Annotated in this window: 24 protein-coding genes; 15 read left to right on the top strand and 9 right to left on the bottom strand. The window is 65.8% G+C overall.

Annotation, left to right across the window (positions count from 1 at the left end; genetic code table 11):
• Positions 1–2 precede the first annotated feature (2 nt).
• Positions 3–629, top strand: a complete 627-nt coding sequence (locus tag AC13CR_RS06570; RefSeq protein ID WP_292958980.1) for a hypothetical protein — start codon at positions 3–5, stop codon at positions 627–629.
• Here AC13CR_RS06570 and AC13CR_RS06565 read toward each other — a convergent pair.
• Positions 614–949 carry an AzlD domain-containing protein gene (locus tag AC13CR_RS06565; protein ID WP_292958982.1) on the bottom strand — a complete coding sequence of 112 codons (336 nt, stop codon included), beginning with the start codon at positions 947–949 and terminating at the stop codon, positions 614–616. The two genes, AC13CR_RS06570 and AC13CR_RS06565, sit on opposite strands and share 16 nt — an antisense overlap.
• Positions 946–1626, bottom strand: a complete 681-nt coding sequence (locus AC13CR_RS06560; RefSeq protein ID WP_292958984.1) for an AzlC family ABC transporter permease — start codon at positions 1624–1626, stop codon at positions 946–948. Before AC13CR_RS06560 ends, AC13CR_RS06565 begins: the two co-directional genes overlap by 4 nt.
• A gap of 190 nt (positions 1627–1816) precedes the next feature.
• On the opposite strand from AC13CR_RS06560, the gene AC13CR_RS06555 reads away from it, so the two are divergent.
• The 3 genes from AC13CR_RS06555 (at position 1817) to AC13CR_RS06545 (ending at position 5661) form a co-directional block, all read left to right on the top strand.
• On the top strand, positions 1817–2302 hold the full coding sequence (locus AC13CR_RS06555; protein WP_293767471.1) for a GNAT family N-acetyltransferase: 486 nt from the start codon (positions 1817–1819) through the stop codon (positions 2300–2302).
• A gap of 69 nt (positions 2303–2371) precedes the next feature.
• Entirely contained in the window at positions 2372–5176 is a 2805-nt protein-coding gene (polA, locus tag AC13CR_RS06550) for a DNA polymerase I (RefSeq protein WP_292958988.1), read from the top strand.
• A gap of 278 nt (positions 5177–5454) precedes the next feature.
• Positions 5455–5661 (top strand): cold-shock protein, encoded by a 207-nt coding sequence (locus tag AC13CR_RS06545; protein WP_292959097.1) that lies wholly within the window; start codon positions 5455–5457, stop codon positions 5659–5661.
• 145 nt (positions 5662–5806) lie between these two features.
• Here AC13CR_RS06545 and AC13CR_RS06540 read toward each other — a convergent pair whose 3' ends face one another.
• Together AC13CR_RS06540 and miaB are read right to left on the bottom strand one after the other, a co-directional pair.
• Positions 5807–6646, bottom strand: coding sequence for a universal stress protein (locus tag AC13CR_RS06540; protein WP_292958990.1), 840 nt, complete (start codon positions 6644–6646; stop codon positions 5807–5809).
• A gap of 103 nt (positions 6647–6749) precedes the next feature.
• On the bottom strand, positions 6750–8084 hold the full coding sequence (gene miaB, locus AC13CR_RS06535) for a tRNA (N6-isopentenyl adenosine(37)-C2)-methylthiotransferase MiaB (RefSeq protein WP_292958992.1): 1335 nt from the start codon (positions 8082–8084) through the stop codon (positions 6750–6752).
• A gap of 62 nt (positions 8085–8146) precedes the next feature.
• Between miaB and AC13CR_RS06530 the strand changes: the two genes are divergently transcribed.
• The 4 genes from AC13CR_RS06530 (at position 8147) to AC13CR_RS06515 (ending at position 10181) form a co-directional block, all read left to right on the top strand.
• On the top strand, positions 8147–8473 hold the full coding sequence (locus AC13CR_RS06530; RefSeq protein WP_292958993.1) for a TfoX/Sxy family protein: 327 nt from the start codon (positions 8147–8149) through the stop codon (positions 8471–8473).
• A gap of 66 nt (positions 8474–8539) precedes the next feature.
• A complete protein-coding gene (locus AC13CR_RS06525; protein WP_292958994.1) occupies positions 8540–9175 on the top strand; it encodes a TetR/AcrR family transcriptional regulator in 636 nt (211 codons plus the stop codon).
• Positions 9172–9636 carry an SRPBCC family protein gene (locus AC13CR_RS06520; RefSeq protein ID WP_292958996.1) on the top strand — a complete coding sequence of 155 codons (465 nt, stop codon included), beginning with the start codon at positions 9172–9174 and terminating at the stop codon, positions 9634–9636. Before AC13CR_RS06525 ends, AC13CR_RS06520 begins: the two co-directional genes overlap by 4 nt.
• 74 nt (positions 9637–9710) lie before the next feature.
• Positions 9711–10181, top strand: a complete 471-nt coding sequence (locus AC13CR_RS06515) for a VOC family protein (RefSeq protein ID WP_292958998.1) — start codon at positions 9711–9713, stop codon at positions 10179–10181.
• Here the strand turns inward: AC13CR_RS06515 and AC13CR_RS06510 are convergent.
• Both AC13CR_RS06510 and AC13CR_RS06505 read right to left on the bottom strand, forming a co-directional pair.
• Positions 10178–10633 (bottom strand): DUF2380 domain-containing protein, encoded by a 456-nt coding sequence (locus tag AC13CR_RS06510; protein WP_482900586.1) that lies wholly within the window; start codon positions 10631–10633, stop codon positions 10178–10180. The two genes, AC13CR_RS06515 and AC13CR_RS06510, sit on opposite strands and share 4 nt — an antisense overlap.
• 73 nt (positions 10634–10706) lie before the next feature.
• Entirely contained in the window at positions 10707–12914 is a 2208-nt protein-coding gene (locus AC13CR_RS06505; protein ID WP_292959002.1) for a ComEC/Rec2 family competence protein, read from the bottom strand.
• Between the two features lie 117 nt (positions 12915–13031).
• Here AC13CR_RS06505 and gltX point away from each other — a divergent pair, with 117 nt between their 5' ends.
• The 3 genes from gltX to AC13CR_RS06490 all read left to right on the top strand — a co-directional run bounded on the left by gltX (position 13032) and on the right by AC13CR_RS06490 (position 16238).
• Positions 13032–14429, top strand: coding sequence for a glutamate--tRNA ligase (gltX, locus tag AC13CR_RS06500; RefSeq protein WP_292959004.1), 1398 nt, complete (start codon positions 13032–13034; stop codon positions 14427–14429).
• 77 nt (positions 14430–14506) lie between these two features.
• The gene (gltA, locus tag AC13CR_RS06495) at positions 14507–15799 is read left to right on the top strand and encodes a citrate synthase (RefSeq protein WP_292959006.1); all 1293 of its coding nucleotides are present in this window, start codon (positions 14507–14509) and stop codon (positions 15797–15799) included.
• Positions 15786–16238, top strand: a complete 453-nt coding sequence (locus AC13CR_RS06490) for a DUF1284 domain-containing protein (RefSeq protein WP_482900585.1) — start codon at positions 15786–15788, stop codon at positions 16236–16238. The genes gltA and AC13CR_RS06490 overlap by 14 nt, the downstream gene beginning before the upstream one ends.
• Positions 16239–16430: 192 nt before the next feature.
• Here AC13CR_RS06490 and AC13CR_RS06485 read toward each other — a convergent pair whose 3' ends face one another.
• Complete coding sequence (locus AC13CR_RS06485) at positions 16431–18728, bottom strand: transglycosylase domain-containing protein (protein WP_292959010.1); 2298 nt, start codon at positions 18726–18728, stop codon at positions 16431–16433.
• 399 nt (positions 18729–19127) lie between these two features.
• Between AC13CR_RS06485 and AC13CR_RS06480 the strand changes: the two genes are divergently transcribed.
• Positions 19128–20456, top strand: coding sequence for an ammonium transporter family protein (locus AC13CR_RS06480; RefSeq protein ID WP_292959012.1), 1329 nt, complete (start codon positions 19128–19130; stop codon positions 20454–20456).
• A gap of 106 nt (positions 20457–20562) precedes the next feature.
• On the opposite strand, the gene AC13CR_RS06475 is transcribed toward AC13CR_RS06480, so the two are convergent.
• Positions 20563–21564 (bottom strand): polyprenyl synthetase family protein, encoded by a 1002-nt coding sequence (locus AC13CR_RS06475; protein ID WP_292959014.1) that lies wholly within the window; start codon positions 21562–21564, stop codon positions 20563–20565.
• A 75-nt stretch (positions 21565–21639) separates the two neighbouring features.
• Here AC13CR_RS06475 and AC13CR_RS06470 point away from each other — a divergent pair, with 75 nt between their 5' ends.
• From AC13CR_RS06470 to AC13CR_RS06460, 3 genes are all read left to right on the top strand, one after another.
• A complete protein-coding gene (locus AC13CR_RS06470; protein WP_292959016.1) occupies positions 21640–21849 on the top strand; it encodes a putative signal transducing protein in 210 nt (69 codons plus the stop codon).
• Entirely contained in the window at positions 21842–22600 is a 759-nt protein-coding gene (locus AC13CR_RS06465; protein WP_292959018.1) for a tRNA1(Val) (adenine(37)-N6)-methyltransferase, read from the top strand. The genes AC13CR_RS06470 and AC13CR_RS06465 overlap by 8 nt, the downstream gene beginning before the upstream one ends.
• A 61-nt stretch (positions 22601–22661) precedes the next feature.
• The gene (locus AC13CR_RS06460; RefSeq protein ID WP_292959020.1) at positions 22662–22826 is read left to right on the top strand and encodes a YdcH family protein; all 165 of its coding nucleotides are present in this window, start codon (positions 22662–22664) and stop codon (positions 22824–22826) included.
• 80 nt (positions 22827–22906) lie between these two features.
• On the opposite strand, the gene phbB is transcribed toward AC13CR_RS06460, so the two are convergent.
• Positions 22907–23632: an acetoacetyl-CoA reductase gene (gene phbB / locus AC13CR_RS06455; RefSeq protein WP_292959022.1), complete on the bottom strand. Its 726-nt coding sequence runs from the start codon at positions 23630–23632 to the stop codon at positions 22907–22909.
• Positions 23633–23691 lie beyond the last annotated feature (59 nt).

Genomic DNA, 23691 nt, shown 5'->3' with positions numbered 1-23691 from the left:
CCATGAAAAGACGTGTCTTCCTGGCGGCCTCGCTGCCGGCCCTTCTGACAGCCTGCGGCGCCGACAACATCTGGGCCAGCGACGAGCGGGTGCGCGCTGCCCGCTACGTCTCGCCCGAGCCGCCTTCGATCGCGCTGTTCACCGTGATCGGGATTCCGCGCGGCCAGGGCGGGCATTCGGCACTGATGATCAATGGCAGCCAGCGGGTGATCTATGATCCGGCCGGCAGCTGGAGCCATCCGCAGATCCCCGAACGGTATGACGTGCTTTATGGAATTACCGACAATTTCAAGCGGTTCTATATCGATTATCACGCCCGCAGCACGTTCTGGGTCGCTCAGGACACGGTTCCGGTCAGCCGCGAGGTCGCCGACCTGGCGATTCGCCGGGCCGAGGAGAACGGCGCCGCGAACAAGGCGTTCTGCGCGATCGAAACCAGCGCCGTGCTGCGCGGCGTCCCGGGATTCGAAGGCGCGCCCTTCGGTTTCTCGCCGATCAGGCTGCGCAACTGGTTCCTGACCCTGCCGGGCGTGCAGTCGCAGAAATTCCAGGACGGCGACCCGGCCAACAACCATGACGTCCTGATCCGCCAGAAGAACGGCGTGCTTACCGGCTATCCCAGAACGTAAAGCATCGCGAACAGCACCGTCGCGCCTGCCACGATCGAAAGGATCACGTTCTTCGTCAGCACGCCGACGGCGATCGTGACCGCGGCGGCGGACAGGCGGGCGGGTTCGGGCTGGCCCCCGGTCGCGGCGGGCCACATCACCAGCGGCGCGACCAGCGCGGGCAGAACCGCGACGGCGGTATAGCGCAGCATCCGGATGACGATGGGCGGCAGATCGCGGTCGCCCAGCGTCGCGAGAAAGGACCAGCGGATCAGGAATGTCCCGATCCCGAGCGCCAGGATCACGATCCAGATGGACAGGTCCGAGGTGACCGGGCTCATCCCTGGGTCGCCTTTCCGCGTTCCATGACCGTCTCGACCAGCGCGCCGGTCGCCATGCCTGCGAGGGCCGCGATCATCAGCCCCAGCCCCGAGGGCAGGCCCGCGAAGACCAGCGCCAGCACGATCGCCACCCCGCAGGCCGCCAGATGCGCGGGCGTGCGCAGCATCGGCGCGATCATGGCCAGAAAGGTGATCGGCATGGCAAAATCCAGCGCGATGTCATCCGGGATGGCGCGGCCCAGCGTGGCGCCGGCCCATGTCGCAAGGCTCCAGGGCAGGCACAGCAGGGTCGCGCTGCCGAAGAAATAGGCCAGACGCTGCGGCAGCGTCAGCCGGGGATGGCGTTCGTAGTGCTGCAAGGACAGGGCAAAGCTTTGATCGATCAGCAGATAGGCGATCAGCACCTTCTTGCCGGCCGAAGCCCCGCGCAGCCATGGCACCAGCGAGGCCGAATACATCGCCATGCGCAGATTGACCGCCAGTCCCGACAGGATCACCAGCAGCGCGGGCGCCTGGTCGCTGATCAACTGGACCGCGGTGAATTGCGAGGCGCCCGCGAAGACCAGGATCGAAAAGCCCATGGTCTGCGCCAGATCCATCCCCGCCTCTTGCGACATGACCCCGAAAAGCAGCGCGAAGGGCACGACCACGATGAGAAACGGCGTCGTGGCGATCATGCCATGCAAGAAGGATGCGCGCGGGCTGCGGGCCAGCGCGCGAATCTCGGCCGGCGCCCGGGGCGGCGCTTTGCCGGCCCCGCCACCGCGGGCCGGCCCTGGGGCGGGAAAAGGTGCCATGGCACTTTCATTCACGGACGGTTCGCGCCACCTTGCTTGCATGACGCGCAACCGGACGCAAGACCGACCCGTGACCCTCGAAAGCCCGATTTCCGCGGCGCATCTGCCGGCGGCAGCCGCCCTGTGGGGGCGCCACTTCGCATGTCCGCGCGCGGCGCTGACGGCGCGCAGCGTCTGTGCGAGACATGGAATCGTTGCGTTGAACGCCACCGGCCGTGTCGTCGGCGTGGCCGGCTTTCGCGATGCGGGGGGCGGTTTCCTGCGCCGGGCGCCGTGGTGGGGCGGCCTGTTCTACCGTGACGCGCCCGCCACCGCCGCGCTGGTGATCGACGGTATCGTGGCGCTGCCGCGTGGCGAGGGGGTGGGCCGCGCGCTGATCCGCGCCGCTCTGGCCGAGGCGGGCAGGCAGGCCCGCCCCGGCCTGCGGGCCGAGGTGCGCGGCCGGAACGCGGATGCATTGCGGTTCTATCGCCGTCTGGGCTTTGTCGAGGAGGGGCGCGGGCGCTATGGCTGGGCCTGGTCGGGGCAGGCCCTGCTGATGCGGCTGCCGGCCTGATCGCCCCTTTGCGCCCGGCCCGGCTTTCTGCCAGAACGGTGCCGCGACTGTCGCGAAAGGAATGCCGCCATGACCTCGGACGCGCCCGCTTTCGGCAAGGGCTGCAATCTTCATCTGATCGACGGATCGGCCTTCATCTTCCGCGCCTATCACGCGCTGCCGCCGCTGACGCGCAAGTCGGACGGGCTGCCGGTGGGCGCGGTCGCGGGGTTCTGCAACATGCTGTGGAAATACGTCACCGACGAACATGGCAGCGATGCGCCAACCCATGCGGCGGTGATCTTCGACCATTCCGCCAAGACCTTCCGCAACGAGATTTACAACGCCTACAAGGCCAACCGCCCCGATCCGCCCGAGGATCTGCGCCCGCAATTCCCGCTGACCCGTGACGCCACCCGCGCCTTCAACATCGCCTGCATCGAGACCGAAGGCTACGAGGCCGACGACATCATCGCCGCGCTGGCCTGCAAGGCGCGGGATGCCGGCGGTTCGGTCACCATCATCAGCAGCGACAAGGATCTGATGCAACTGGTGGGCGATGGCGTGCAGATGCTGGACCCGATCAAGGGCAAGCCGATCGGCCCGGACGAGGTGAGGGAAAAGTTCGGCGTCGGCCCCGACCGGGTCGTCGATGTGCAGGCGCTGGCGGGCGACGCGGTGGACAACGTGCCCGGCGCGCCGGGCATCGGCATCAAGACCGCCGCGCTGCTGATCCAGGAATATGGCGATCTGGAAACCCTGCTGGACCGCGCCGACGAGATCAAGCAGCCCAAGCGCCGCCAGACGCTGATCGAGAATGCCGAACAGATCCGCATCTCGAAACGGCTGGTGACGCTGGATTGCGATACGCCGTTGGATTTCACGCTGGAAAGCCTGGAGGTGCGGGATCCTCATGCCGAGACGCTGCTGGGATTCCTGTCCGAGATGGAGTTCCGCACCCTGACCGCGCGCGTCGCCGAACGGTTGGGGGCCGAGGCGCCGCCGGTCGTGTCCGCGCCGCCTTCGGACGTGGCCGCCGCGCCCGAGATGCCGGCGATCGATCCCGCCAGCTACGAGACGGTGACCGACATGGCGGCGCTGGACCGCTGGATCGTGGCGATCCGCGAAGTCGGGCAGGTCGCCATCGACACCGAAACCACCGGCCTTGACGAGATGCGCGCCGATCTGGCCGGGATCTGTCTGGCCGTCGCGCCCGGACAGGCCTGCTATATCCCGGTGGGCCATGTCGCGGGGGGCGACGATCTGTTCGGGCAATCGGCGCTGGTCGATGGACAATTGGCCCTGGATCAGGTGCTGGCGGTGCTGAAACCGGTGCTGGAGGATGCTGCGATCCTGAAGATCGGGCAGAACCTGAAATACGACTGGAAGATTCTGGCCCGCCACGGCATCCGCATGGACCCCATCGCCGACACGATGCTGATGTCCTATGCGCTGAACGCGGGCACCCACAATCATGGCATGGACGAGCTGGCCGAGCGCTATCTTGGCCATAAATGCATCCCGATCAAGGGCTTGATCGGTTCTGGCAAGGCGCAGATCAATTTCTCGCAGGTTCCGATCGACAAGGCCGCGCCCTATGCGGCCGAGGATGCCGATGTGACCCTGCGTCTGTTCCGGCATTTCGCGCCGATGCTGCCGGCCCAGCGGGTCACGACCGTCTACGAAAGGCTGGAGCGCCCCATGGTCGCCGTTCTGGGCGAAATGGAGATGGCCGGCATCCGCGTCGATGGAGACCATCTGAAGCGGATGTCGAATGCCTTTGCTCAGAAGATGGCGCAGCTTGAGGAAGAGATCCACGATCTCGCGGGCCAGAGCTTCAATGTCGGCAGTCCCAAGCAATTGGGCGAGATCCTGTTCGACAAGATGGGCCTGGCTGGCGGCAAGCAGGGCAAGACCGGGGCCTATTCCACCAGCGCCGACGTGCTGGAGGATCTTGCGGTTGAGCATGACCTGCCCGCCCGGATCCTGGACTGGCGCCAGATAGCCAAGCTGAAATCGACCTATACCGACGCGCTGCAGGGCCATGTGAACCCGGAAACCGGGCGGGTCCATACCAGCTATTCCATCGCCGGGGCGCAGACCGGGCGGCTGGCCTCGACCGACCCCAATCTGCAGAACATTCCCGTGCGCACCGAGGAGGGCCGCCGCATCCGCGAGGCCTTCATCGCCGCGCCGGGGCATCGGCTGGTCAGCCTGGACTACAGCCAGATCGAGTTGCGAATCCTGGCCCATGTCGCCGACATCCCGGCGCTGAAACAGGCTTTCCGGGACGGCATCGACATTCACGCCATGACCGCCAGCCAGATGTTCGGCGTGCCCGTCGAAGGCATGGACCCGATGATCCGCCGGCAGGCAAAAGCGATCAATTTCGGCGTGATCTACGGCATTTCGGGCTTCGGCCTGTCGCGCAACCTGCGCATTCCGCGGGCGGATGCGCAAAGCTTCATCGACACCTATTTCGAGCGATTCCCGGAAATCCGCGCCTATATGGATCGCACCGTGACCGACGCGAAATCAGATGGCAGCGTGCGGACGCTGTTCGGGCGGCGCATCAACACGCCCGGAATCAACCAGACCGGGCCGGCCGCGGGCGGCGCGCGGCGCGCGGCGATCAACGCGCCCATTCAGGGGGCTGCCGCCGACATCATCCGCCGTGCCATGATCCGGATGCCGGATGGCATCGGCCATCTGCCGGCGCGGATGCTGTTGCAGGTCCATGACGAACTGGTCTTCGAGGTCGAGGAGGGCGCGATCGACGACCTGATCGCCGCCGCCCGCACCGTCATGGAGGGCGCGGCCGAGCCCGTGATCAGGCTGTCGGTGCCGCTGGTCGTCGATGCCGGGCACGGCGCGACCTGGGCCGAGGCGCATTGATCCGGACCTGCGGTTGCCCATGTCAGGACAGGCGGATGATCCGGCGGCCGCAGATCGCGCGGTCGCTGACCATCCCAGCCCGAGGCCCGTTTCAGTGACCATCCCCGATCGGTCTGGAATCGAGGGTGCTTGCGCGATGCTTCGCGATCCACTATATGAAATCCGCTATGTTATCTCTGCTTCGATCTGTCTCCCGTCTTGCGGCTTCAGTCTTCGAGTTGATCTGACCGGCCGGGCCGTCGCAATCTCGCGGGCGGCAAATGACAGGAGACATCACGATGGCCAATGGCACCGTGAAATGGTTCAATTCCACCAAAGGCTTCGGCTTTATCCAGCCGGAAAGCGGCAAGCGGGACGTGTTCCTGCACATCTCGGCGGTCGAACGCGCCGGTCTGCCCCATCCGCAGGACGGCCAGGCCGTGACCTTCGACATCGAAGCCGGCCGTGACGGCCGCGAATCGGCGACGAACCTGAAATTCGCCTGAGGCGTTTTTCTCGTCCCGCGATGACCGGGGGCCAGCCCCCGGACCCCCGGGGTATTTGAACACCGAAGAAGGCGGTCGAGAGGCCGCCTTTCTTGTTATGGCTCGGGGCGATGGTGCGCGACATCGCCCGCCGGCTGCATCGGCCCTATCGGGCCATGAAAACCGGGATTGTCGCCTTTTCCAGCATGTTGCGCGTGGCGCCACCCAGGATCGCCTCGCGAAAGCGGGAATGGCCATAGGCCCCCATCACGATCATTTCGGCGCCGATTTCGGCCGCGCGGCGATCCAGTTCCTCGCTGATCGCCGAGCCGGTCCGGGCGAGGACGGCGATTTCGGCGTGGACACCATGCCGCGTCAGCATCCGCGTCAGCGCGCTGCCGGGATCGGTGCCTTCGGGGCCGCCGCCGCGCGGATTGACGATGGTGATCTCGACGTTGTCGGCCGCCTGCAGCATCGGCAGGGCGCGCCGCACGGCCGCAAGCGCCTCGGTCGACTGGTTCCAGGCGACCAGGATGCGGCGCGGAGGCTGGGCCGGAACGCCGGGCTTGGGCAGGACAAGAACCGGGCAGCCGCCCTCGAAAAGCGCGGCCTCGATCACGGTCTCGGCCTCTCCGGGCGCGTCTTCGGCATAGGGGCGCGACAGAACCGTCAGGTCCGAAAACCGCGCCTTCACGCCGACCAGGCTGGTGACGCCCCCCATCTGCACCACCGCCGTATCGACCGACCAGCGCAGATCGCTGGCCGATGCAAGATGGTCGCGGACCTTTTGTTCCAGTGCCTCGGCATCTTCCATCGCGGCGTCAAGCGCTTCCTGAAAAGCATAGGGCGTGCCGCCGGGAAAGTAATATCCCGCCTGGCTGAGATCGACGCCGAGGCAAAGGATGTCGAGATGCGCGTCCTCGCGCGTGGCGAGTGTTTCGGCATCGTCCAGCAGGCTGATCTGCGTCGGTCTGGACAGCACGGTGAGGATCGTCTTGTAGCCCATCATCATCTCCTTCCGGGTTGGATTCGGATGGTATCAGGACAGCCTGCGCCTTGCCTTGATCGGCGTCAAATCCCGCCGTGGAAAGACGGGCAATGCTGGCGAGCTATGCGGCCAGAACGCCGCGCAGGGAATTCGGTGCGGATTCGACGATATCGACCTGAACCAGATCACCGATGGCGGCATTGGGCGCGTCCACGAAAACCGAATGCAGATAATCCGACTTGCCAACCATCTGGCCCGGCAGGCGGCCCGGTTTTTCGAACAGGACGCCAAGCCTGCGACCGACCATGGCCTGCTGCGCCACCTTCTGTTGACGGGCCAGCAGTGCCTGCAATTCCTGCAAGCGGGCATCGGCGACCGCCGCGTCGATTTCGGGCCGTTCACAGGCCGGGGTGCCGGGACGCGGTGAATATTTGAAGCTGAAAGCGGTGCCGAAGCCAACCTGCTCGATCAGGCGCAGCGTGTCGGCGTGGTCTTGTTCGGTCTCGCCGGGAAAGCCCACGATGAAATCGCTGGTCAGGATGATGTCGGGCCGCGCCGCGCGGATGCGGTCGATCAGGCGAAGATAATGATCGGCCGTATGCCTGCGGTTCATCGCCTTCAGGATCCGGTCGCTGCCCGACTGCACCGGCAGATGCAGATAGGGCATCAGTTGCGGCACCTCGCCATGCGCGGCGATCAGGTCGTCGGCCATGTCGTTGGGGTGGCTGGTCGTATAGCGGATGCGGTCGAGGCCGTCGGTCTGGGCCAGAGCCCGGATCAGCCGCCCGAAGCCCCATTCGCGCCCGTCCTGGCCTGTGCCGTGCCAGCCATTGACGTTCTGACCCAGCAGCGTGATCTCGCGGACGCCGCGCGCGACCAGGTCGCGGGCCTCGCGCAGGATCCGGTCGGCGGGGCGGCTGACTTCGGCGCCGCGGGTATAGGGGACGACGCAGAAGGCGCAGAACTTGTCGCAGCCTTCCTGCACGGTCAAAAAGGCCGCAGGTGCGCGGCGGGTGGCGCGGGGGGCGGGCAGGTGGTCGAACTTGTCCTCGGCAGGAAAGTCGGTGAGGATTCGCGGCGCCTGGCCCCGTACCATCGCGGGCAGGCGGTGATAGGTCTGCGGCCCGACGACCAGATCGACCAGCGGCATCCGGCGCACGATCTCCTCGCCCTCGGCCTGGGCCACGCACCCCGCCACGCCGATCGTCAGGTCCGGCTTTTCGGCCTTCAACGGCTTCAGGCGGCCCAGATCGGAATACAGCTTTTCGGCCGCCTTCTCGCGGATGTGGCAGGTATTCAGCAGCACCATGTCGGCGTCGGCCTGGTCTTCGGTCAGGACATAGCCTTCGGCACCCATCGCCTCGGCCATGCGCTGGCTGTCATAGACGTTCATCTGGCAGCCATAGGTCTTGATGAAAAGTTTTTTCACCGGCGCGGTGCTGGCCTTGTCGCTCATGTCATGCTGTCCTTGGAATCCGGGTGCTGATACAGCAAAGGGCGGGTCTTGGAAAGGCGGCCATGGACAGCGATCTCGTCACTATCGGCAATATCGGCCCCGCGACCGCGAGGGCGCTGACCGCCGCAGGGGTGGCCGACGCAGCCAGCCTGCGCCGGATCGGCGCGCACGAGGCCTATCGCGCGCTGCTGGTCGCGGGCGGGCGGCCGCATTTCATCGGCTATTACGTGCTGCACATGGCCTTGCAGGGTCGGCCGTGGAACGATTGCCGGGGCGAGGAAAAGGTCGCGCTGCGTCGCCGGTTCGATTCGCTCGTGGCCGAAATGAAAGGCGTTTCACGGTCGGAGATCGACGCTGCCCTGGACCAGATCGGCCTGCGACGAGGCTGATTGACCCTGAAACCAGAGCGAAATTTTTTCTTGTCGTAGATACCAACCGGTTGGTATATTCAGGACATGGGACGCAAGACACGGCATGATCCGGATCGGGGCGATGCGCGGACAAGGCTGCTGGAGGCGGCGCGCGACATCGTCCGGGCACAGGGCTTTGCCGCGACCAGTGTCGATCAGTTGTGCAGGGCGGCGGGTGTGACGAAGGGGGCGTTCTTTCACCATTTCGCCAGCAAGGAGGCCCTGGGCGTGGCGGCGGCGGAATACTGGACCGAGATGACCGGGTCGCTGTTCGAAGCCGCGCCCTATCACGACCATGACGACCCGCTGGACCGGGTGCTGGCCTATGTCGATTTTCGCCGCGACATCATCGCCGGCGATCCCGCGGCCTTCACCTGCCTCGCAGGCACCATGACACAAGAGGCGTTTCACCTGCATCCGGCGATTCGCGACGCCTGCGCCGCTTCGATCTTCGGCCACGCCGCCACGCTGGAGCCGGACATCGCCGCCGCGATGGCGGCCCGCGGCCTGACCGGTATCAGCCCCGCCAGCCTTGCCGCCCATATGCAGGCGGTATTGCAGGGGGCGTTCATCCTTGCCAAGGCTGCCGATGATCCCTCGGTCGCCAGAGACAGCGTCGATCATCTGCAACGCTATCTGAGGTTGCTGTTTTCAACACCACCCGAAGGGAGAACCACATGAAGGACGCCGAATTCGAACTGGTTCTGGACCGCGTGATGGGCGCCCCGCGTGAGGCTGTCTGGCGCTGCTGGACCGATCCGCACCTGCTGGAACAATGGTTCTGCCCCAGGCCGTGGCATGTCACCGATGCGGTTCTGGAATTGCGTCCGGGTGGGCAATTCTCGACCGTGATGCACGGTCCTGACGGCGAGGAGTTTCCCACGATGGGCGTGTTCCTGGAAGTGGTCGAGGGGCGCAAGCTGGTTTCGACCGACGCCTTCACGCCCGGCTGGCGTCCGGCGGGCAAACCCTTCATGGCCTCCGAGGCTGTGCTGGACGATGCCGGCGAGGGGCGCACCCGCTATATCGCCCGCGCCATGCACTGGAACGCCGAGACGCTGAAGGAACACGAGGCCATGGGCTTTCACGAAGGCTGGGGCAGAGCCGCCGACCAGTTGGAGGCGCTGGCGAAATCCCTGTGACGCGCGCAGCGAAACATTGGTGATCGGGAATCCCCTGGAACCGATGGCGGACACCTGGCGACGGGAGAGCAGCGATGAACCGCAAGGTTGCGACATGTTTCTGGTTCGATCATCAGGCGATGGAAGCGGCGGAATTCTATGTCTCGCTGCTGCCCGACAGCCGCATCGTCGACGTCAGCCATTATATCGAGGAACAGGACATGGCGCCGGCGGGACGCGTTCTGGCGGTCGATTTCACGCTGGCCGGCACGCCCTACATGGCATTGAACGGGGGGCCGCATTTCACCCTGTCCGAGGCCGCCTCGATCCGCGTGATGACCGAGGACCAGGCCGAGACCGACCGGCTCTGGGCGGCATTGATCGCGGATGGCGGGGCGGAATCGCGATGCGGTTGGCTGAAGGACCGTTTCGGCATGTCCTGGCAGATCGTCCCGCGCCGGGCGATGGCGCTGATCACCGGATCGGAGGCAGGCAGGGTCTGGCCGGCGCTGATGGCGATGGGCAAGATCGACATCGCCGCGCTGGAATCCGCCGCCCGCGGCTAGTTCGAGGCATCGCGCAACTGCCGCGCCAGAAAGCGGGCCGCGCGGCGCCAGCTTTCATCATTGTCGCCCCTGAAATTCAGGTTGCGGCTGACGATCAGGTCGCCCGTCCCGACATCGACGAGATTGGCGAAAATCTGCAAGATCAGCGTGCTGGTCTTCTGCACCACCACGAACAGCGCCCGGTCGGCCCCGGTCGCGCGGGCCTTGTCCAGCAGGCAGGCGGTGGTCTGCGGCTGGCAATCGGCTATCGCCGCCGCGTCCAGCAGAATCGCTCCCTTCGTCTCGGCCTTCAGAACATCGGCGAGCAACAAGAGCCGCGCCTCGTGCGCCACGCCCTGATCGCCGGGCTCTCTCGACGTGTCCAGCAGCTTGACCGGCAGAATCGCCAGCGGCTCGGCGGCGATGGATAGCGGATGCAGCGTCAAGAGGGCAGCAAGCACAAGGTGGCGCATCGCTTTCTCCTTCCCGAGATCAGGCTAGCGCGCGGCCACGGATCGGACAATCATCCCTTGGTCTGTGCCGGGCTCAGTTCGGCGCAGGGCGGCGCCCTGACGCGGCCGTGATCCTTGGCCCCTCGGTCTTCATGTCGATGGAAACGGCTCCGCTTTGCCGCAGCCTTCGGGGATCGAAGGCCAGGCAGGGCGGCACCTCGGGCAGACCTTCGATCGGTTCGCTGGCCACGACGATGCGGTTCGGGCGGCAGGCCGCAAGCGCGCGCCGGCCCGATCCCTTGCCGGTGAAATGCAGAACCTGCCAATCTGCCGTCACAACCGCCTGGCGGTCGCGTCTGTCGCCCTGCCAAGCCGGACGCGCGGCCGATTCCTCTTGTGTGGCGGTGTCGCCATCCTCCAGCAGCCAGGTTCTGACAATGAAGGATCCGCCCGAAGGTTTCGACACCGCCCGGCCCGATGGCGTCATCAGCCCGACAGCCTCGCCCTCGGCTGCGATCAGGATCTGCGGGCGCGCGGCTGTCAGCCACAACGCGGCCGATCCCGCCAGCATCAGCAGACCCGCGACCAGACCCGCGGCCAACGGGCCGGGCCGGGACGCGGCCAGATCCCGCCGCCAGCACAGGACCGCCGCGACCGCGCCGAACCCCATCAGCGGCAGCACCGGGGCGGGCGGTGCCGCGACAGCGGTGACGGCCCCGTCCAGTCCGGCGACGAATTCGGCCACGCGAAGCATCCAGTCGGTGCCCAGGCCCATGATCCACAGGGCCGGTCCCGCCAACCCGATCGGGGCCAGCAACGCCGCGATGACCCCGGCCGGCATGACCAGGGTGCCCATGACCGGCACCGCCAGCAGATTCGCCAGCAGGCCGTATTGCGCCATGCGGTTGAAATGGGCCGCCGCAAGGGGCGAGGTCGCCATGGCCGCGACGAAGGACGAGACCAGCAACATCAACAAGGGCCGCAGCCAGAAGGGCAGGCGCGGTGCCAGACGTGACCACGGGCCATAGGTCAGGATCAGTGCGATGGTGGCCGCGAAACTCATCTGGAAGCCCGGCGAAATCAATGATTCGGGGCTGAGGATCAGGATGATCGTCGCCGCCAGCGCCACCGTCCGCAACGAGATCGCGCGCCGGTCTGCCAGAATCGCGCCCAGCATGACGGCAACCATCACGAAGGCGCGTTCGGTGGCGACGCCGCCGCCCGAAAGCCACAGATAGGCCGAGGCCGCCGCGATCGCCGCACCGGCCGCGATCTTGTGCACGGGCCAGCCACAGATCATCCCGATGCCCTGTGCCGCCACCAGCGCCATCCGCAGCGCGCCATAGACGAAACCCGCCAGCATTCCCATATGCAGACCCGAGATCGAGATGATGTGGTAGAGATTCGAGGCGCGCATCACCGCATTCGTGGCCTCTTCGATGCCCGAGCGGTCGCCGGTCATCAGGGCGGCGGCCACCGCTCCCTTCTGTCCGCCGATCCGGTCCTGCATCGCCCGGCTTATCGCGATCCGGGCGCGGTGCATCCACCACAGGCCGCCTTCGGGGGCGGCCACGGCCATGACCGGCGTGCGGCTGTAGCCGACGGCGCCCAACCCCTCGAACCACGCATATTGGCGGAAATCGAAACTGCCGGGCGCGGCCGGGCCAGAGGGCGGGCCCAGATTTCCGGTCAGCATGACGCGCTGACCCAGCGGCGGCAGATCCCCGGCCGCCATGTCCATCAGCGACAGCCGCACCTTGCCGGGTGTCCGCGCGGGCGACACGTCGCGCAGCACGACGCGATCCAGCGTCAGCCTGATACGGTCGCGGGCGGATCGGTCGATCTCGACCAGCCGTCCCTCGACCGGTCCGTAATAGCGCCATTCCAGAACCGGCGCCGCGACATGGGCCGAGCGAATTCCGGCAAGTCCGGCCCCCGCCACGACCAGCACGATCGCCATGCCGCCGATCCGCAAACCGTCGCTGAACGCCCAGCCGATTCGTCCGCGTTCGGCCAGCGGCTGAGACAGCCGGGCCGCGACGAATCCGGCAAGCCCCAGACCTCCGGCGATGATCCAGAACCCGGTTCCGGGCAAGGCGGGCCAGGCGAACCACAGCGCGATCCCCAGCGACAGGCAGACCGGCACCCAGGGAAACAATCCCGCGCGACTGGCCGCCGCCGGACGGGGGCGGCGGATGTCGGCAGGCGCGGCGGCGTTGGAGCGGGCCCGGGTCAGTCCCGGCAGCGCGGCCGCGGGCGCGGAGAGGATCGGAACAGGGCCGGGCCCCGCTGCGGCGCGCATTCTTGTCCTTTCGCGATGGCTTCTCTATCTCTGCCTCACGACCCTGGCACGGCGGCACTTACCAAAGTGTTAACGCAGCCCTGTCCGCCCCGAGATTGACCAGCGAAAAGTTTTCCCATGTCCGAACAAGCCCCGATCGTCACCCGATTTGCCCCGTCACCGACCGGCTATCTGCATATCGGAGGCGCGCGGACGGCGCTGTTCAACTGGCTTTTCGCGCGCGGCAGGGGTGGCAGGTTCCTGTTGCGGATCGAGGATACCGACCGCGCGCGATCCACCCCCGAGGCGACGGACGCGATTCTGAAGGGGCTGGAATGGCTGGGCCTGGACTGGGATGGCGAACCGCTCAGCCAGTTTGCCCGCAAGGACCGCCATGCCGAGGTTGCGCGTGACATGCTGGCGCGTGGCGCGGCCTACAGGTGCTATTCCACCCCCGACGAGATCGCCGCCTGGCGCGAGGCGCATCCGCGCGAGCCTTTCAAGAGCCCGTGGCGCGACGCGACCGACCTGCCGGATGCTGCCTATGCGATCCGCCTCAAGGCTCCGCAGACCGGCGAGACGGTGATCGAGGACGCCGTGCAGGGCCCGGTCCGCGTGGCCAATGATCAGCTGGACGACATGGTGCTGTTGCGCAGCGACGGAACCCCGACCTACATGCTGGCGGTCGTGGTGGATGATCACGACATGGGCGTGACCCATGTGATCCGGGGCGACGATCACCTGACCAACGCCGCCCGCCAGATCCAGATCTTCGACGCGATGGGCTGGAAGCGGCCGGTTTTCGCCCACATCCCGCTGATCCATGGCGAGGATGGCAAGAAACTGTCGAAACGCCACGGCGCGGTTGGCCTGCACGAATTCGCGACGCTCGGCTATCCGGCCGGGGCGATGCGCAATTACCTGGCGCGTCTGGGCTGGAGCCATGGCGATGACGAGTTGTTCGATGACGCGCAGGCACGGCACTGGTTCGATCTGTCCGGGATCGGGCGCGCGCCCGCCCGGCTGGATTTCAGAAAGCTGGAACATGTCAGCGGCCATCATATCGGCGCGATGGAGGATGACGTCCTGATGCAGGCGCTTGGGGATTATCTGGCCGATACCGGCGCCGCCCCGCTGAGCGCGCGCCACCAGGAGCGGCTGCGACCGGTCCTGCCGGCTCTGAAGCAAAAGGCCCGGACCCTGCCGCAATTGCTGGAACAGGGGCACTTTGCGCTGATCGACCGCCCGGTCCGGATGGATGACAAGGCGACCGGGATGCTGGACCCGGTATCCCGTGGTATGCTGAAATCATTGACTGCCGCGCTGCAGCATGCTAGCTGGCAGCGAGACGAGCTGGAGAAGGCGGCCAAGGCTGTCGCCGAGGAAAACGGCGTCGGGTTGGGCAAGCTGGCGGCGCCCCTGCGCGCTTCTCTGGCCGGCCGGACTGCGACCCCCAGCGTGTTCGACATGATGATGGCGCTAGGCCGCGACGAAACGCTGGCCCGGCTTCAGGACCAGACCGAATTGGCAGGCTGATCCCTGCTTTCACATTCCGGGTTGTCTTCCGAATATTCGCGCGCGGACGACCCGGCCAAGCCGGAAAGGACTTTTGGATGGCCGAGACAAAGACCGCCAAATTGCTGATCGACAATTCCGATTACGAGCTGCCCATCCTGTCCCCGACCGAGGGGCCGGACGTTCTGGACATCCGCAAGCTGTATGGCGAGGCGGGCGTTTTCACCTATGATCCGGGCTTCACCTCGACCGCAAGCTGCGATTCCACGATCACCTTCATCGACGGCGACAAGGGCGAATTGTGGTATCGGGGCTACCCGATCGAGCAACTGGCCGAGAAATCGCATTATCTGGAAGTCTGCTACCTGCTTCTCTATGGCGAATTGCCGACCGTCGAACAGCTCAGCGATTTCGAACATCGTGTCACGCATCATACGATGGTGCATGAACAGATGCACAATTTCTTCCGCGGCTTCCGCCGCGACAGCCATCCCATGGCGACGATGGTCGGCGTGGTCGGCGCAATGTCGGCCTTCTACCACGATTCGACCGACATCTCTGATCCCTGGCAGCGCGAGGTCGCGGCGATCCGCCTGATCGCCAAGCTGCCGACGATCGCGGCCATGGCCTATAAGTATTCCATCGGCCAGCCCTTCGTCTATCCGCAGAATGATCTGGATTACGCCAGCAATTTCCTGAACATGTGCTTTTCGGTCCCGGCCGGGAAATACGATGTCGATCCGGCGCTGGCCAAGGCGATGGACCGGATTTTCACGCTGCATGCCGATCACGAACAGAACGCCTCGACCTCGACCGTGCGGTTGGCGGGATCCTCGGGCGCCAATCCCTTTGCCTGCATCGCGGCCGGCATTGCCTGCCTGTGGGGGCCCGCCCATGGCGGCGCGAACCAGGCCTGCCTGGAAATGCTGAAACAGATCGGCACCGTGGACAAGATCCCCGAATACATTGCCCGCGCCAAGGACAAGGACGATCCGTTCCGCCTGATGGGCTTTGGCCATCGGGTCTACAAGAACTTCGACCCCCGCGCGACGGTGATGAAGGAATCGGCGGACGAGGTTCTGGACCTTCTGGGCATCCAGAACAATCCGACCCTTCAGGTCGCCAAGGAACTGGAGAAGATCGCGCTGGAGGACGAATACTTCGTCTCGAAGAAGCTGTATCCGAACGTCGATTTCTATTCGGGCATCATCCTGTCCGCGATGGGCTTTCCCACCTCGATGTTCACGCCGATCTTCGCGCTGTCGCGGACCGTCGGCTGGATCGCCCAATGGAAAGAGATGATCAGCGATCCGCAGAACAAGATCGGTCGGCCGCGCCAGCTTTATGTCGGTGCGGACCGGCGGGACTACGTCGGTCTTGACGACCGCTGAACCCTGCCAGGACAACGAACGGCCCCGGAGCGGATCCGGGGCCGTTTCGCTGCGCCCGCATCATGTGCTGTGCGCGATCGGCTGGCAGGGCAAGGGCTATTCGCCGGATTTCACGCGGAACATGGACCGCATCGTGGTGCAGCGACTTCGTGCCGATCCCGCGACCGAGGTCGTCTTCACCCAGGGCGCGGATGCGATCTGCGGACCCTGTCCCTCGCGCCGCGGGACCGGTTGCCGGATGCAGACCAGGATCGACGGGCTGGACCGGCGCCACGCAGAAGCCCTGGGCATCGCGCCGGGTCAGCGTATACCCTGGTCCGAGGCGCAGCGCCGCGCATCGGAACTGCTGCCCGCTGATCTGGACCGGATCTGCGCCGGTTGCCGCTGGCTGGACCTTGGCCTGTGCAAGGCGGCGCTGGCGGCCTTGCGGCGCGGATGACAGCCAAAGCCGCCGCGCGGCCGCGACGTGGCTGGATCGGTGACCGGACGCTTGCGACTTCCAGGCGATTACCACCCATTCGCGGCCGGTGCACACATGGCCGCGTCGCAGCCCCTCGACCGAGCCGGAATAACGAAACCCCGCCTGAATGGCGGGGCTTGTCAGCAATCGCCCGCGGGCCGGGACGCGATGTCAATTGCCGCCGAGGATGCCGTTCAGGGCGCGGCTGAGAGCGTCGTCTGAATTGGCCGAGGTCGAGCTGCCCGGCGTTTGTGGCGCGCTGCCGCCCACCTCGGTCGGGGCCGCGCCAATGATTCGGCCGCGCTGCTGGCTACTGCCCTCGACGCTGTTCATCACGCCCGCCAGCGCCGCCGCCAGCGGATCATCGGCAGAACCCGAAGTGACCACTTTCGGCGTCGAATTGCCCTGGGACATGATCACCCCGCTGCCATCGGGCGAAACGGTGGACAGCGGCAGTTCGGGCAGACCTTCGTGAATATCGGTCATCACCGCCTGCCAGATCTCGGCCGGCAATCCGCCGCCTGTCACGCCCTTCAGCGGCGTGTTGTCGTCATAGCCCATCCAGACGCCGACGACATATTGTTCGGTAAAGCCAACGAACCAGGCGTCGCGGTAGCTGCTGGTCGTGCCGGTCTTTCCGGCGGCCGGGCGCGAGCCCAGCTTGGCCCGCTTGCCGGTGCCCGAATCGATCACCTGCTGCATCATGTAGATCAGCTGACCGGCCGCGCGCGGGCTGATCACCCGCTGGCCCAGGCCGCCCAGCTGCCCCATCAGCGGCTGGTCGTCGCCCTTGATGGACAATTCGACCAGGCCATAGGGCGCGACCGAGGTGCCGCCATTGCGGATCCCGGCATAGGCACCGGTCAGTTCCAGCAGCGTGGCCTCGGAGGCGCCAAGGGCCAGCGAGGGGCTTGTGGTCAGGTTGCTGACGATGCCGAAATCACTGGCCACCCGGCGCACCGCATCGCGTCCCACGATCTCTTGCAGGCGGACCGTCGCGGTGTTCAGCGAGTTCTTCAGCGCCGTCTCCAGCGTCACGTTACCATAGAAGCGGCGGGTATAGTTCTTTGGCGACCAGTTTTTTCCGCCGGGGATGCGGATCGTGATCGGCCCGTCCTCAATGATGTCCGAGGGCGAATATCCCGCCTCCAGCGCCGCGGCATAGACGAAGGGCTTGAAACTGGACCCGGTCTGCCGCTTGGCCTGGATGGCGCGGTTGAAGGCCCCGTTCACGGTGTTGTCGCGACCGCCGATCATCGCGCGCACCGCGCCATCGGCGGACATCACCACGACGGCGGCCTCGGCCTTGCTGTTGCCGCCCAGCTTCTCGTCGAAAATCCGTTTCAGTGCGCGTTCGGCCGCCCGCTGGATGTCCTGATCGAAGGTGGTCTTGATGGTAATGTCGTCGGTCGTCTCGCTGGTCAGGAAACCGGGGCCCGAATCCATGACCCAATCGGCGAAATAGCCGCCCGCGCGGGCCTGCGCCGCCTTGGACAGGACCGCCGGATTCGCCTTGGCTTCGGCATATTGCTTGTCGTTCAGATAGCCCTGCTGTTTCATCAGATCCAGGATCACATCGGCCCGACCCTGGCTGCGTTCCAGATCGGCGGTCGGCGCGAAATAGCTGGGAGCCTTGAGCAGCCCGGCCAGCATCGCGGCCTCGGCCGGGGTCACATCGGTTGCGGGCTTGTTGAAATACCGCTCGCTCGCCGCCTCGAAGCCGCGCGCGCCGGCCCCCAGATAGGACCGGTTCATGTAGATGTTGAGGATGTCTTGCTTGGAATACTTGGCCTCCAGCGCGAAGGCGAAGGGGACCTCCTTGACCTTGCGCCACAGGCTGCCGACGCGGCAGCTGGCCTCGAATTCGGCCTCGTTCTTCCAGCGGATCGGATCGAATGTCTCGCCGAGGCACAAAAGCTTGGCCACCTGCTGGGTAATGGTCGAACCGCCATTGCCTTCCAGCGGACCGCGGCCTTCGGCAAGGTTGATCCGGATCGCGCCCGCGATACCCCGCGGGCTGACGCCCAGATGGCTGTAGAATCGACGGTCCTCGGTCGCGACCACCGCATCGCGCAGGACCGGGGCGGTTTTCTCGCCGGTGACGGTGCCGAATGTCTCGCCCCGCCAGGCAAAGACGCGGCCCTCGCGATCCAGCATGGTGACCGATCCGCGCGCACGCGCGTCGAACAATTCCTTCGCGTCGGGCAGGCCCGCATAATAATAGGCCGAGGCCCCGCCGATGATCAGCAGAACCACCATCGTCAGCCGCCAGAACGAACCCCACAGGATGCGCCAGAACAGCCAGACCGTGCCCGCGACGGCCCGCACGACGACATTGCCCCGCTTGCGCTGGTTCGGCTTGTGCCGGCGCACGGCCGATTTCGAGGCCGCTGCGGCCTTGGGAGAACTGCGCTTGTCGGCAACAGGGCTTTTGCCCGTGCGCTTCGGGGTGCCGGTCGGTCGTTTCATGTGGTCCAGATGCCTGCTTGACTGCCCTGCCGGTTCTTTCTCCGGCCAAGTTGGCCATCAGCATACAGCAAGAATCGGGCAGAGGGAATTCTCCTGACCAATCCGTGAAGGGGCGGTGTCTTGCCGCCGAAAGCCCGGCTCGTCCGGGAACTTGCCGCGACCGCCGCCTGACGCGGCAAAATCCGCGAACATGCACAGGTGACGGGCAGCGGGCCGCGGCGCCGAACGCAATCTGCCCGTTTCTTGGGCCTTGGGCAGCCGGCAACGCCAATTTTGAGGCAGCCGATATTTCTGCCGGCGCCGGGCAGCGCGCCGCCTTGTGCCGAAGCCCCGGAATTTCCGATCAAAGGCCGGATGGCAGCCCGTCCGGCGGCTGCGGCACGGAAGTGAGGTAAACAGATGAAAAAGTCCCTCCCGCTCATCGCGACGCTTGCGTCCCTGGCAGCCCTGCCTGCCGTGGCGCAGGATGCGGCCCCGGCCGAGGTGGCGGCCGCGGTCAGCGCGGACGTCGTCTACATCTTCAACACGCTGCTGTTTCTGATCGGCGGTTTTCTGGTCATGTGGATGGCGGCCGGCTTTGCCATGCTTGAAGCCGGGCTGGTCCGATCCAAGAACGTGACCACCCAGCTTTTCAAGAACATCGCGCTGTTCGGCATCGCGGGCATCATGTACTGGCTGATCGGCTATAACCTGATGTATCCCGGCGACTGGACCGTGCCGGGCGTCGTCGGTGAGATCTTCAGCCCCAAGACCATCGATCCGGTCGGGGCAGGGGTCGCCGGTGACGGCTATTCGGCCGGATCGGATTTCTTTTTCCAGCTCATGTTCTGTGCCACGACCGCCTCGATCGTATCGGGTACCCTGGCCGAGCGGGTGCGACTGAACTCCTTCCTCGTTTTCACCGTCGTGCTGACCGGCCTCATCTATCCGGTTCAGGCAAGCTGGCAATGGGGCGGCGGCTTCCTGTCGGAAATGGGCTTTTCGGATTTCGCCGGCTCGACGCTGGTTCACAGCGCCGGCGGCTGGGCCGCGCTGGCAGGGGCGCTGGTTCTGGGCGCGCGGGCCGGAAAGTATCGCGCCGACGGGCGGATGCAGCCGATGCCCGGATCGAACCTTGCGCTGGCGACGCTGGGCACCTTCATCCTGTGGCTGGGCTGGTTCGGCTTCAACGGCGCCTCGCAACTGTCCATCGGCTCGGTCAACGATGCCGCCGATGTCAGCCGTATCTTCGTGAATACCAACATGGCCGCCTCGGCCGGGGCGGTGGCCGCAATCATCGTCACCCAGCTGGCCTATGGCAAGATCGACCTGACGATGGTGCTGAACGGCGCGCTGGCGGGTCTGGTCTCGATCACGGCCGAGCCGCTGACGCCGTCGATCTTCGCCGCGGTCCTGATCGGCGGCATCGGCGCCACCCTTGCCTGCCTGGCGGTTCCGATGCTGGACAGATTCAAGATCGACGACGTGGTCGGTGCGATCCCGGTTCACCTGATCGCCGGGATCTGGGGCACGCTGATCGTCCCGGCGACCAACCCCGACACCGGCTTCGTCACCCAGATCATCGGCATCGTGGCCATCGGCGCCTTCGTCTTCAGCGTCAGCCTGGTCGTGTGGCTGGCGCTCAGGGCGTTCGGCGGGATCCGTGTCAGCCAGGATGCCGAGATCACCGGTCTCGACATCTCCGAGATGGGGATGGAGGCCTATCCCGACTTCGTCCAGGCCAAATAGGCCGGGGCATTTCCCCGAAAGGGCGGGTTGCGCAAGCGGCCCGCCCTTTTGTCACGTCCGTCCCCGAGGCTTCTGCGGGCGGTGCCGGAAAATGCGGACGAAACGCTCAGGCGACGCGGCTGACGACGAAATCCGCCAGATCCGACAGCATGTCCCGGACCGGATGATCGGGCAGCTCTGCCAGTGCCGATTTCGCGCGCTCGGCCCAGTCCATCGCATCCGCCCGCGCGGCCCGCATCGAACCGTGCCGGTCCAGCAGGCGCAGGGCCTGCTCCAGATCCCCATCGTGCTGGTCGCCAGCCTCGATCACCCGCGCCCAGAAGGCCCGCTCGGCGGGATCGGCGCTGGCGACGGCCTTGATCACCGGCAGGGTCAGCTTGCGTTCGCGAAAGTCGTCACCGACATTCTTGCCGATCGTCTCGGTCGCGCCGCCGTAATCCAGGAGGTCGTCAACGATCTGGAAGGCGATCCCCAGGGCGTCGCCATAGTCGAACAGCGCCCGCACCTGGGCCTCGGGCGCGCCGGCGATCACGCCGCCGACTTCGGTCGCCGCCGAAAACAGCGCCGCCGTCTTGCCCCGCACCACCTGCAGATAGACGCTTTCATCGGTTCCCAGATCCTGCGCGGCAGTCAGTTGCAGCACCTCGCCCTCGGCGATGGTGGCGCTGGCATTGGCAAGGATTTCCAGCGTGCGCAGGTTGCCGGGCTCGACCATCAGCTGGAAGCTGCGGGCAAAGAGATAATCACCCACGAGGACCGAGGACTTGTTGTCCCACAACAGGTTCGCGGTGGGCCGGCCGCGCCGCTGCCGGCTTTCATCGACCACGTCGTCATGCAGCAGGGTGGCGGTGTGAATGAACTCGACCGTCGCGGCCAGATGAACATGGTAGGGCCCGTCATATCCCGCCAGTTTCGCCGCCGCCAGTGTCAGCATCGGGCGCAGCCGCTTGCCGCCCGCCTCGATCAGATGCGCGGTCACTTCCGGGATGCGCGGCGCATGGCGGCTGGCCATGCGCTGCCGGATCAGGGCGTTCACCGCCTCCATCTCGGACGCCAGCGCCTCGGCCAGACGGTCCAGCGGTTTCTGGACGTTTTCGTTCACACCCATGGCCATATCCCGTTTCTGGCCCAACGCATTGCCATGCCATCGACAATTGCGCAACCGCCGCCTATCGTCTGACCCATGAAAGAGCTTTTTCGCAGCACCGATCCTGTCCGAATCTCGCACGCCGTGGCGCTGCTGGAGGCCGAGGACATTCCGACCTTCGAACTGGACCAGCACATGAGCGTTCTGGAAGGCTCGATCGGGGTGCTGCCACGCCGCCTGATGGTCGCGGACCGAGACGAATTCATGGCCCGCGCGATCATGCGCAACGCCGGTCTGGATGAGTGATACGCGCGAAGACGGCTTTCTGGACGGGCGTTTGCGGCTTGCACAGCCTGTCCGGGGCTATCGATCGGGCGCCGATGCGGTGATGCTGGCGGCGGCCTGCCCGGCCGAGGCGGGGCAATCGGTGCTGGAGCTGGGCTGCGGGGCGGGAATCGCCAGCCTGTGCCTGGGCTGGCGGGTGCCGAACCTGGCGCTGACCGGGCTGGAACGGCAAGGGGTTTACGCCGAACTGGCGCGGCAAAACGCCGCGCGGAACGGCATCGCGATGCGGGTCGTGGTGGGCGATCTGATGCGGATGCCGTCGGGACTGCGTACCGAAAGCTTCGATCACGTCATCGCGAATCCCCCCTATTTCCTGGGTGGCACAGCCGCCGCGGAACCCGGTCGGGCCGAAGCGCGCCACGAGGATGCGCCGCTGCGGGCATGGATCGACGCTGGCCTGCGTCGATTGCGGCCGGGCGGGCGGATCACGCTGATCCAGCGATCCGACCGGTTGGCGGGGCTGGTTGCCGCGCTGGATCAGCGCGCGGGCGGGCTGACGATCCTGCCCATCGCCGCCCGGCGGGGTCGCGAGGCCGGGCGCGTCCTTGTCGTCGCCCGCAAGGGCGCGCGCGCGCCGCTGCGCTTGCTTGCGCCCTTCGTGATGCATCAGTCAGACCGCCACTCGGCCGATCGCGAAGACCTGACCCCGGCCGCGCAGGCGGTTCTTCGCGAAGGCGCGCCGATTGCGGAACTATTTGCGAAAGTCCCGTGACAGAATCGAAAAGCTGTGCTGCAATCGTCCCTGTTCGACACAACCTTTAGAGGAGGACGCAATGTCGGTTACTTCCCATGTCGAGGAACTTCGCAGAAAGCACCAGAACCTTTCGGATGCCGTTGAGAGGGCACAGAAAAGTCCTGGGTCCAGCGATCTCGAAATTACCGCGATGAAGCGCGAGAAGCTTCGCATCAAGGAAGAAATTACCCGGCTGTCCCACTAACCTGTTGAACGGTTTCATGTTTCTGAAAGCGGCCCGCACCATCGGTGCGGGCCGTGTCATGTTGTCGCCTGGTTGGGACGTCAGACGAAGAATTGCCCGCCATTGGCGCTGATGGTCGAGCCGGTGATGAAGCCCGCGTCATCCGAGGCCAGAAACACCACGCAGCGCGCGATTTCCTCGGGCTCGCCCAGGCGGCCCACGGGGATCTGCGGAATGATGCGTTCGTTCAGCACCTTTTCATCGATGGCGCGGACCATTTCGGTCCCGATATAGCCGGGGCAGATCGCGTTGACGGTGATGCCCGCCCGCGCGCCCTCCTGTGCCAGCGCCTTGGTAAAGCCCAGATCCCCGGCCTTGGATGCGGAGTAGTTCGCCTGGCCTGCCTGACCCTTCTGGCCGTTGATCGAGCTGATATTGATGACCCTGCCGAATTTGCGATCGCGCATTCCGCCCCAGGCGGGGTGGGTCATGTTGAACAGGCCGGTCAGGTTGGTGTCGATCACTTCGCGCCATTGCTGCGGCGTCATCTTGTGGAACATCGCGTCGCGCGTGATGCCCGCATTGTTGACCAGCACCGCGATCGGACCCATCTCGTCCTCGATCTGCTTCAGGCCGGCGACACAGGCATCGTAATCGGCGACCGACCACTTGTAGGTCTTGATCCCGGTTTCATCGGTAAAGGCCTTCGCGGCCTCGTCATTGCCGGCGTAAATGGCCGCTACCTGATAGCCTGCCTCTTTCAGCGCCTTCGAGATGGCCGCGCCGATACCTCGCGATCCCCCTGTGACTACGGCGACTTTCGACATGAATACCCCTCCTGAATTATCGTGTCGTTGAAATCTTGCTATCCAAACAGATGCCGGCG

The sequence above is a fragment of the Paracoccus sp. L-17 genome, from assembly GCF_056857655.1.
Note: the sequence above shows the minus strand (reverse complement) of the source record. Positions and strands in the feature narration are given on the sequence as shown.

Bases quoted from the DNA above. Each gene is read 5' to 3' on its own strand.
- AC13CR_RS06570 (WP_292958980.1), top strand. From the start codon at position 3: ATGAAAAGACGTGTCTTCCTGGCGGCCTCGCTGCCGGCCCTTCTGACA.
- AC13CR_RS06565 (WP_292958982.1), bottom strand. From the start codon at position 949: ATGAGCCCGGTCACCTCGGACCTGTCCATCTGGATCGTGATCCTGGCG.
- AC13CR_RS06560 (WP_292958984.1), bottom strand. From the start codon at position 1,626: ATGATCGCCACGACGCCGTTTCTCATCGTGGTCGTGCCCTTCGCGCTG.
- polA (WP_292958988.1), top strand. From the start codon at position 2,372: ATGACCTCGGACGCGCCCGCTTTCGGCAAGGGCTGCAATCTTCATCTG.
- AC13CR_RS06545 (WP_292959097.1), top strand. From the start codon at position 5,455: ATGGCCAATGGCACCGTGAAATGGTTCAATTCCACCAAAGGCTTCGGC.
- AC13CR_RS06540 (WP_292958990.1), bottom strand. From the start codon at position 6,646: ATGGGCTACAAGACGATCCTCACCGTGCTGTCCAGACCGACGCAGATC.
- miaB (WP_292958992.1), bottom strand. From the start codon at position 8,084: ATGAGCGACAAGGCCAGCACCGCGCCGGTGAAAAAACTTTTCATCAAG.
- AC13CR_RS06530 (WP_292958993.1), top strand. From the start codon at position 8,147: ATGGACAGCGATCTCGTCACTATCGGCAATATCGGCCCCGCGACCGCG.
- AC13CR_RS06525 (WP_292958994.1), top strand. From the start codon at position 8,540: ATGGGACGCAAGACACGGCATGATCCGGATCGGGGCGATGCGCGGACA.
- AC13CR_RS06520 (WP_292958996.1), top strand. From the start codon at position 9,172: ATGAAGGACGCCGAATTCGAACTGGTTCTGGACCGCGTGATGGGCGCC.
- AC13CR_RS06515 (WP_292958998.1), top strand. From the start codon at position 9,711: ATGAACCGCAAGGTTGCGACATGTTTCTGGTTCGATCATCAGGCGATG.
- AC13CR_RS06510 (WP_482900586.1), bottom strand. From the start codon at position 10,633: ATGCGCCACCTTGTGCTTGCTGCCCTCTTGACGCTGCATCCGCTATCC.
- AC13CR_RS06505 (WP_292959002.1), bottom strand. From the start codon at position 12,914: ATGCGCGCCGCAGCGGGGCCCGGCCCTGTTCCGATCCTCTCCGCGCCC.
- gltX (WP_292959004.1), top strand. From the start codon at position 13,032: ATGTCCGAACAAGCCCCGATCGTCACCCGATTTGCCCCGTCACCGACC.
- gltA (WP_292959006.1), top strand. From the start codon at position 14,507: ATGGCCGAGACAAAGACCGCCAAATTGCTGATCGACAATTCCGATTAC.
- AC13CR_RS06485 (WP_292959010.1), bottom strand. From the start codon at position 18,728: ATGAAACGACCGACCGGCACCCCGAAGCGCACGGGCAAAAGCCCTGTT.
- AC13CR_RS06480 (WP_292959012.1), top strand. From the start codon at position 19,128: ATGAAAAAGTCCCTCCCGCTCATCGCGACGCTTGCGTCCCTGGCAGCC.
- AC13CR_RS06475 (WP_292959014.1), bottom strand. From the start codon at position 21,564: ATGGGTGTGAACGAAAACGTCCAGAAACCGCTGGACCGTCTGGCCGAG.
- AC13CR_RS06470 (WP_292959016.1), top strand. From the start codon at position 21,640: ATGAAAGAGCTTTTTCGCAGCACCGATCCTGTCCGAATCTCGCACGCC.
- AC13CR_RS06465 (WP_292959018.1), top strand. From the start codon at position 21,842: ATGAGTGATACGCGCGAAGACGGCTTTCTGGACGGGCGTTTGCGGCTT.
- AC13CR_RS06460 (WP_292959020.1), top strand. From the start codon at position 22,662: ATGTCGGTTACTTCCCATGTCGAGGAACTTCGCAGAAAGCACCAGAAC.
- phbB (WP_292959022.1), bottom strand. From the start codon at position 23,632: ATGTCGAAAGTCGCCGTAGTCACAGGGGGATCGCGAGGTATCGGCGCG.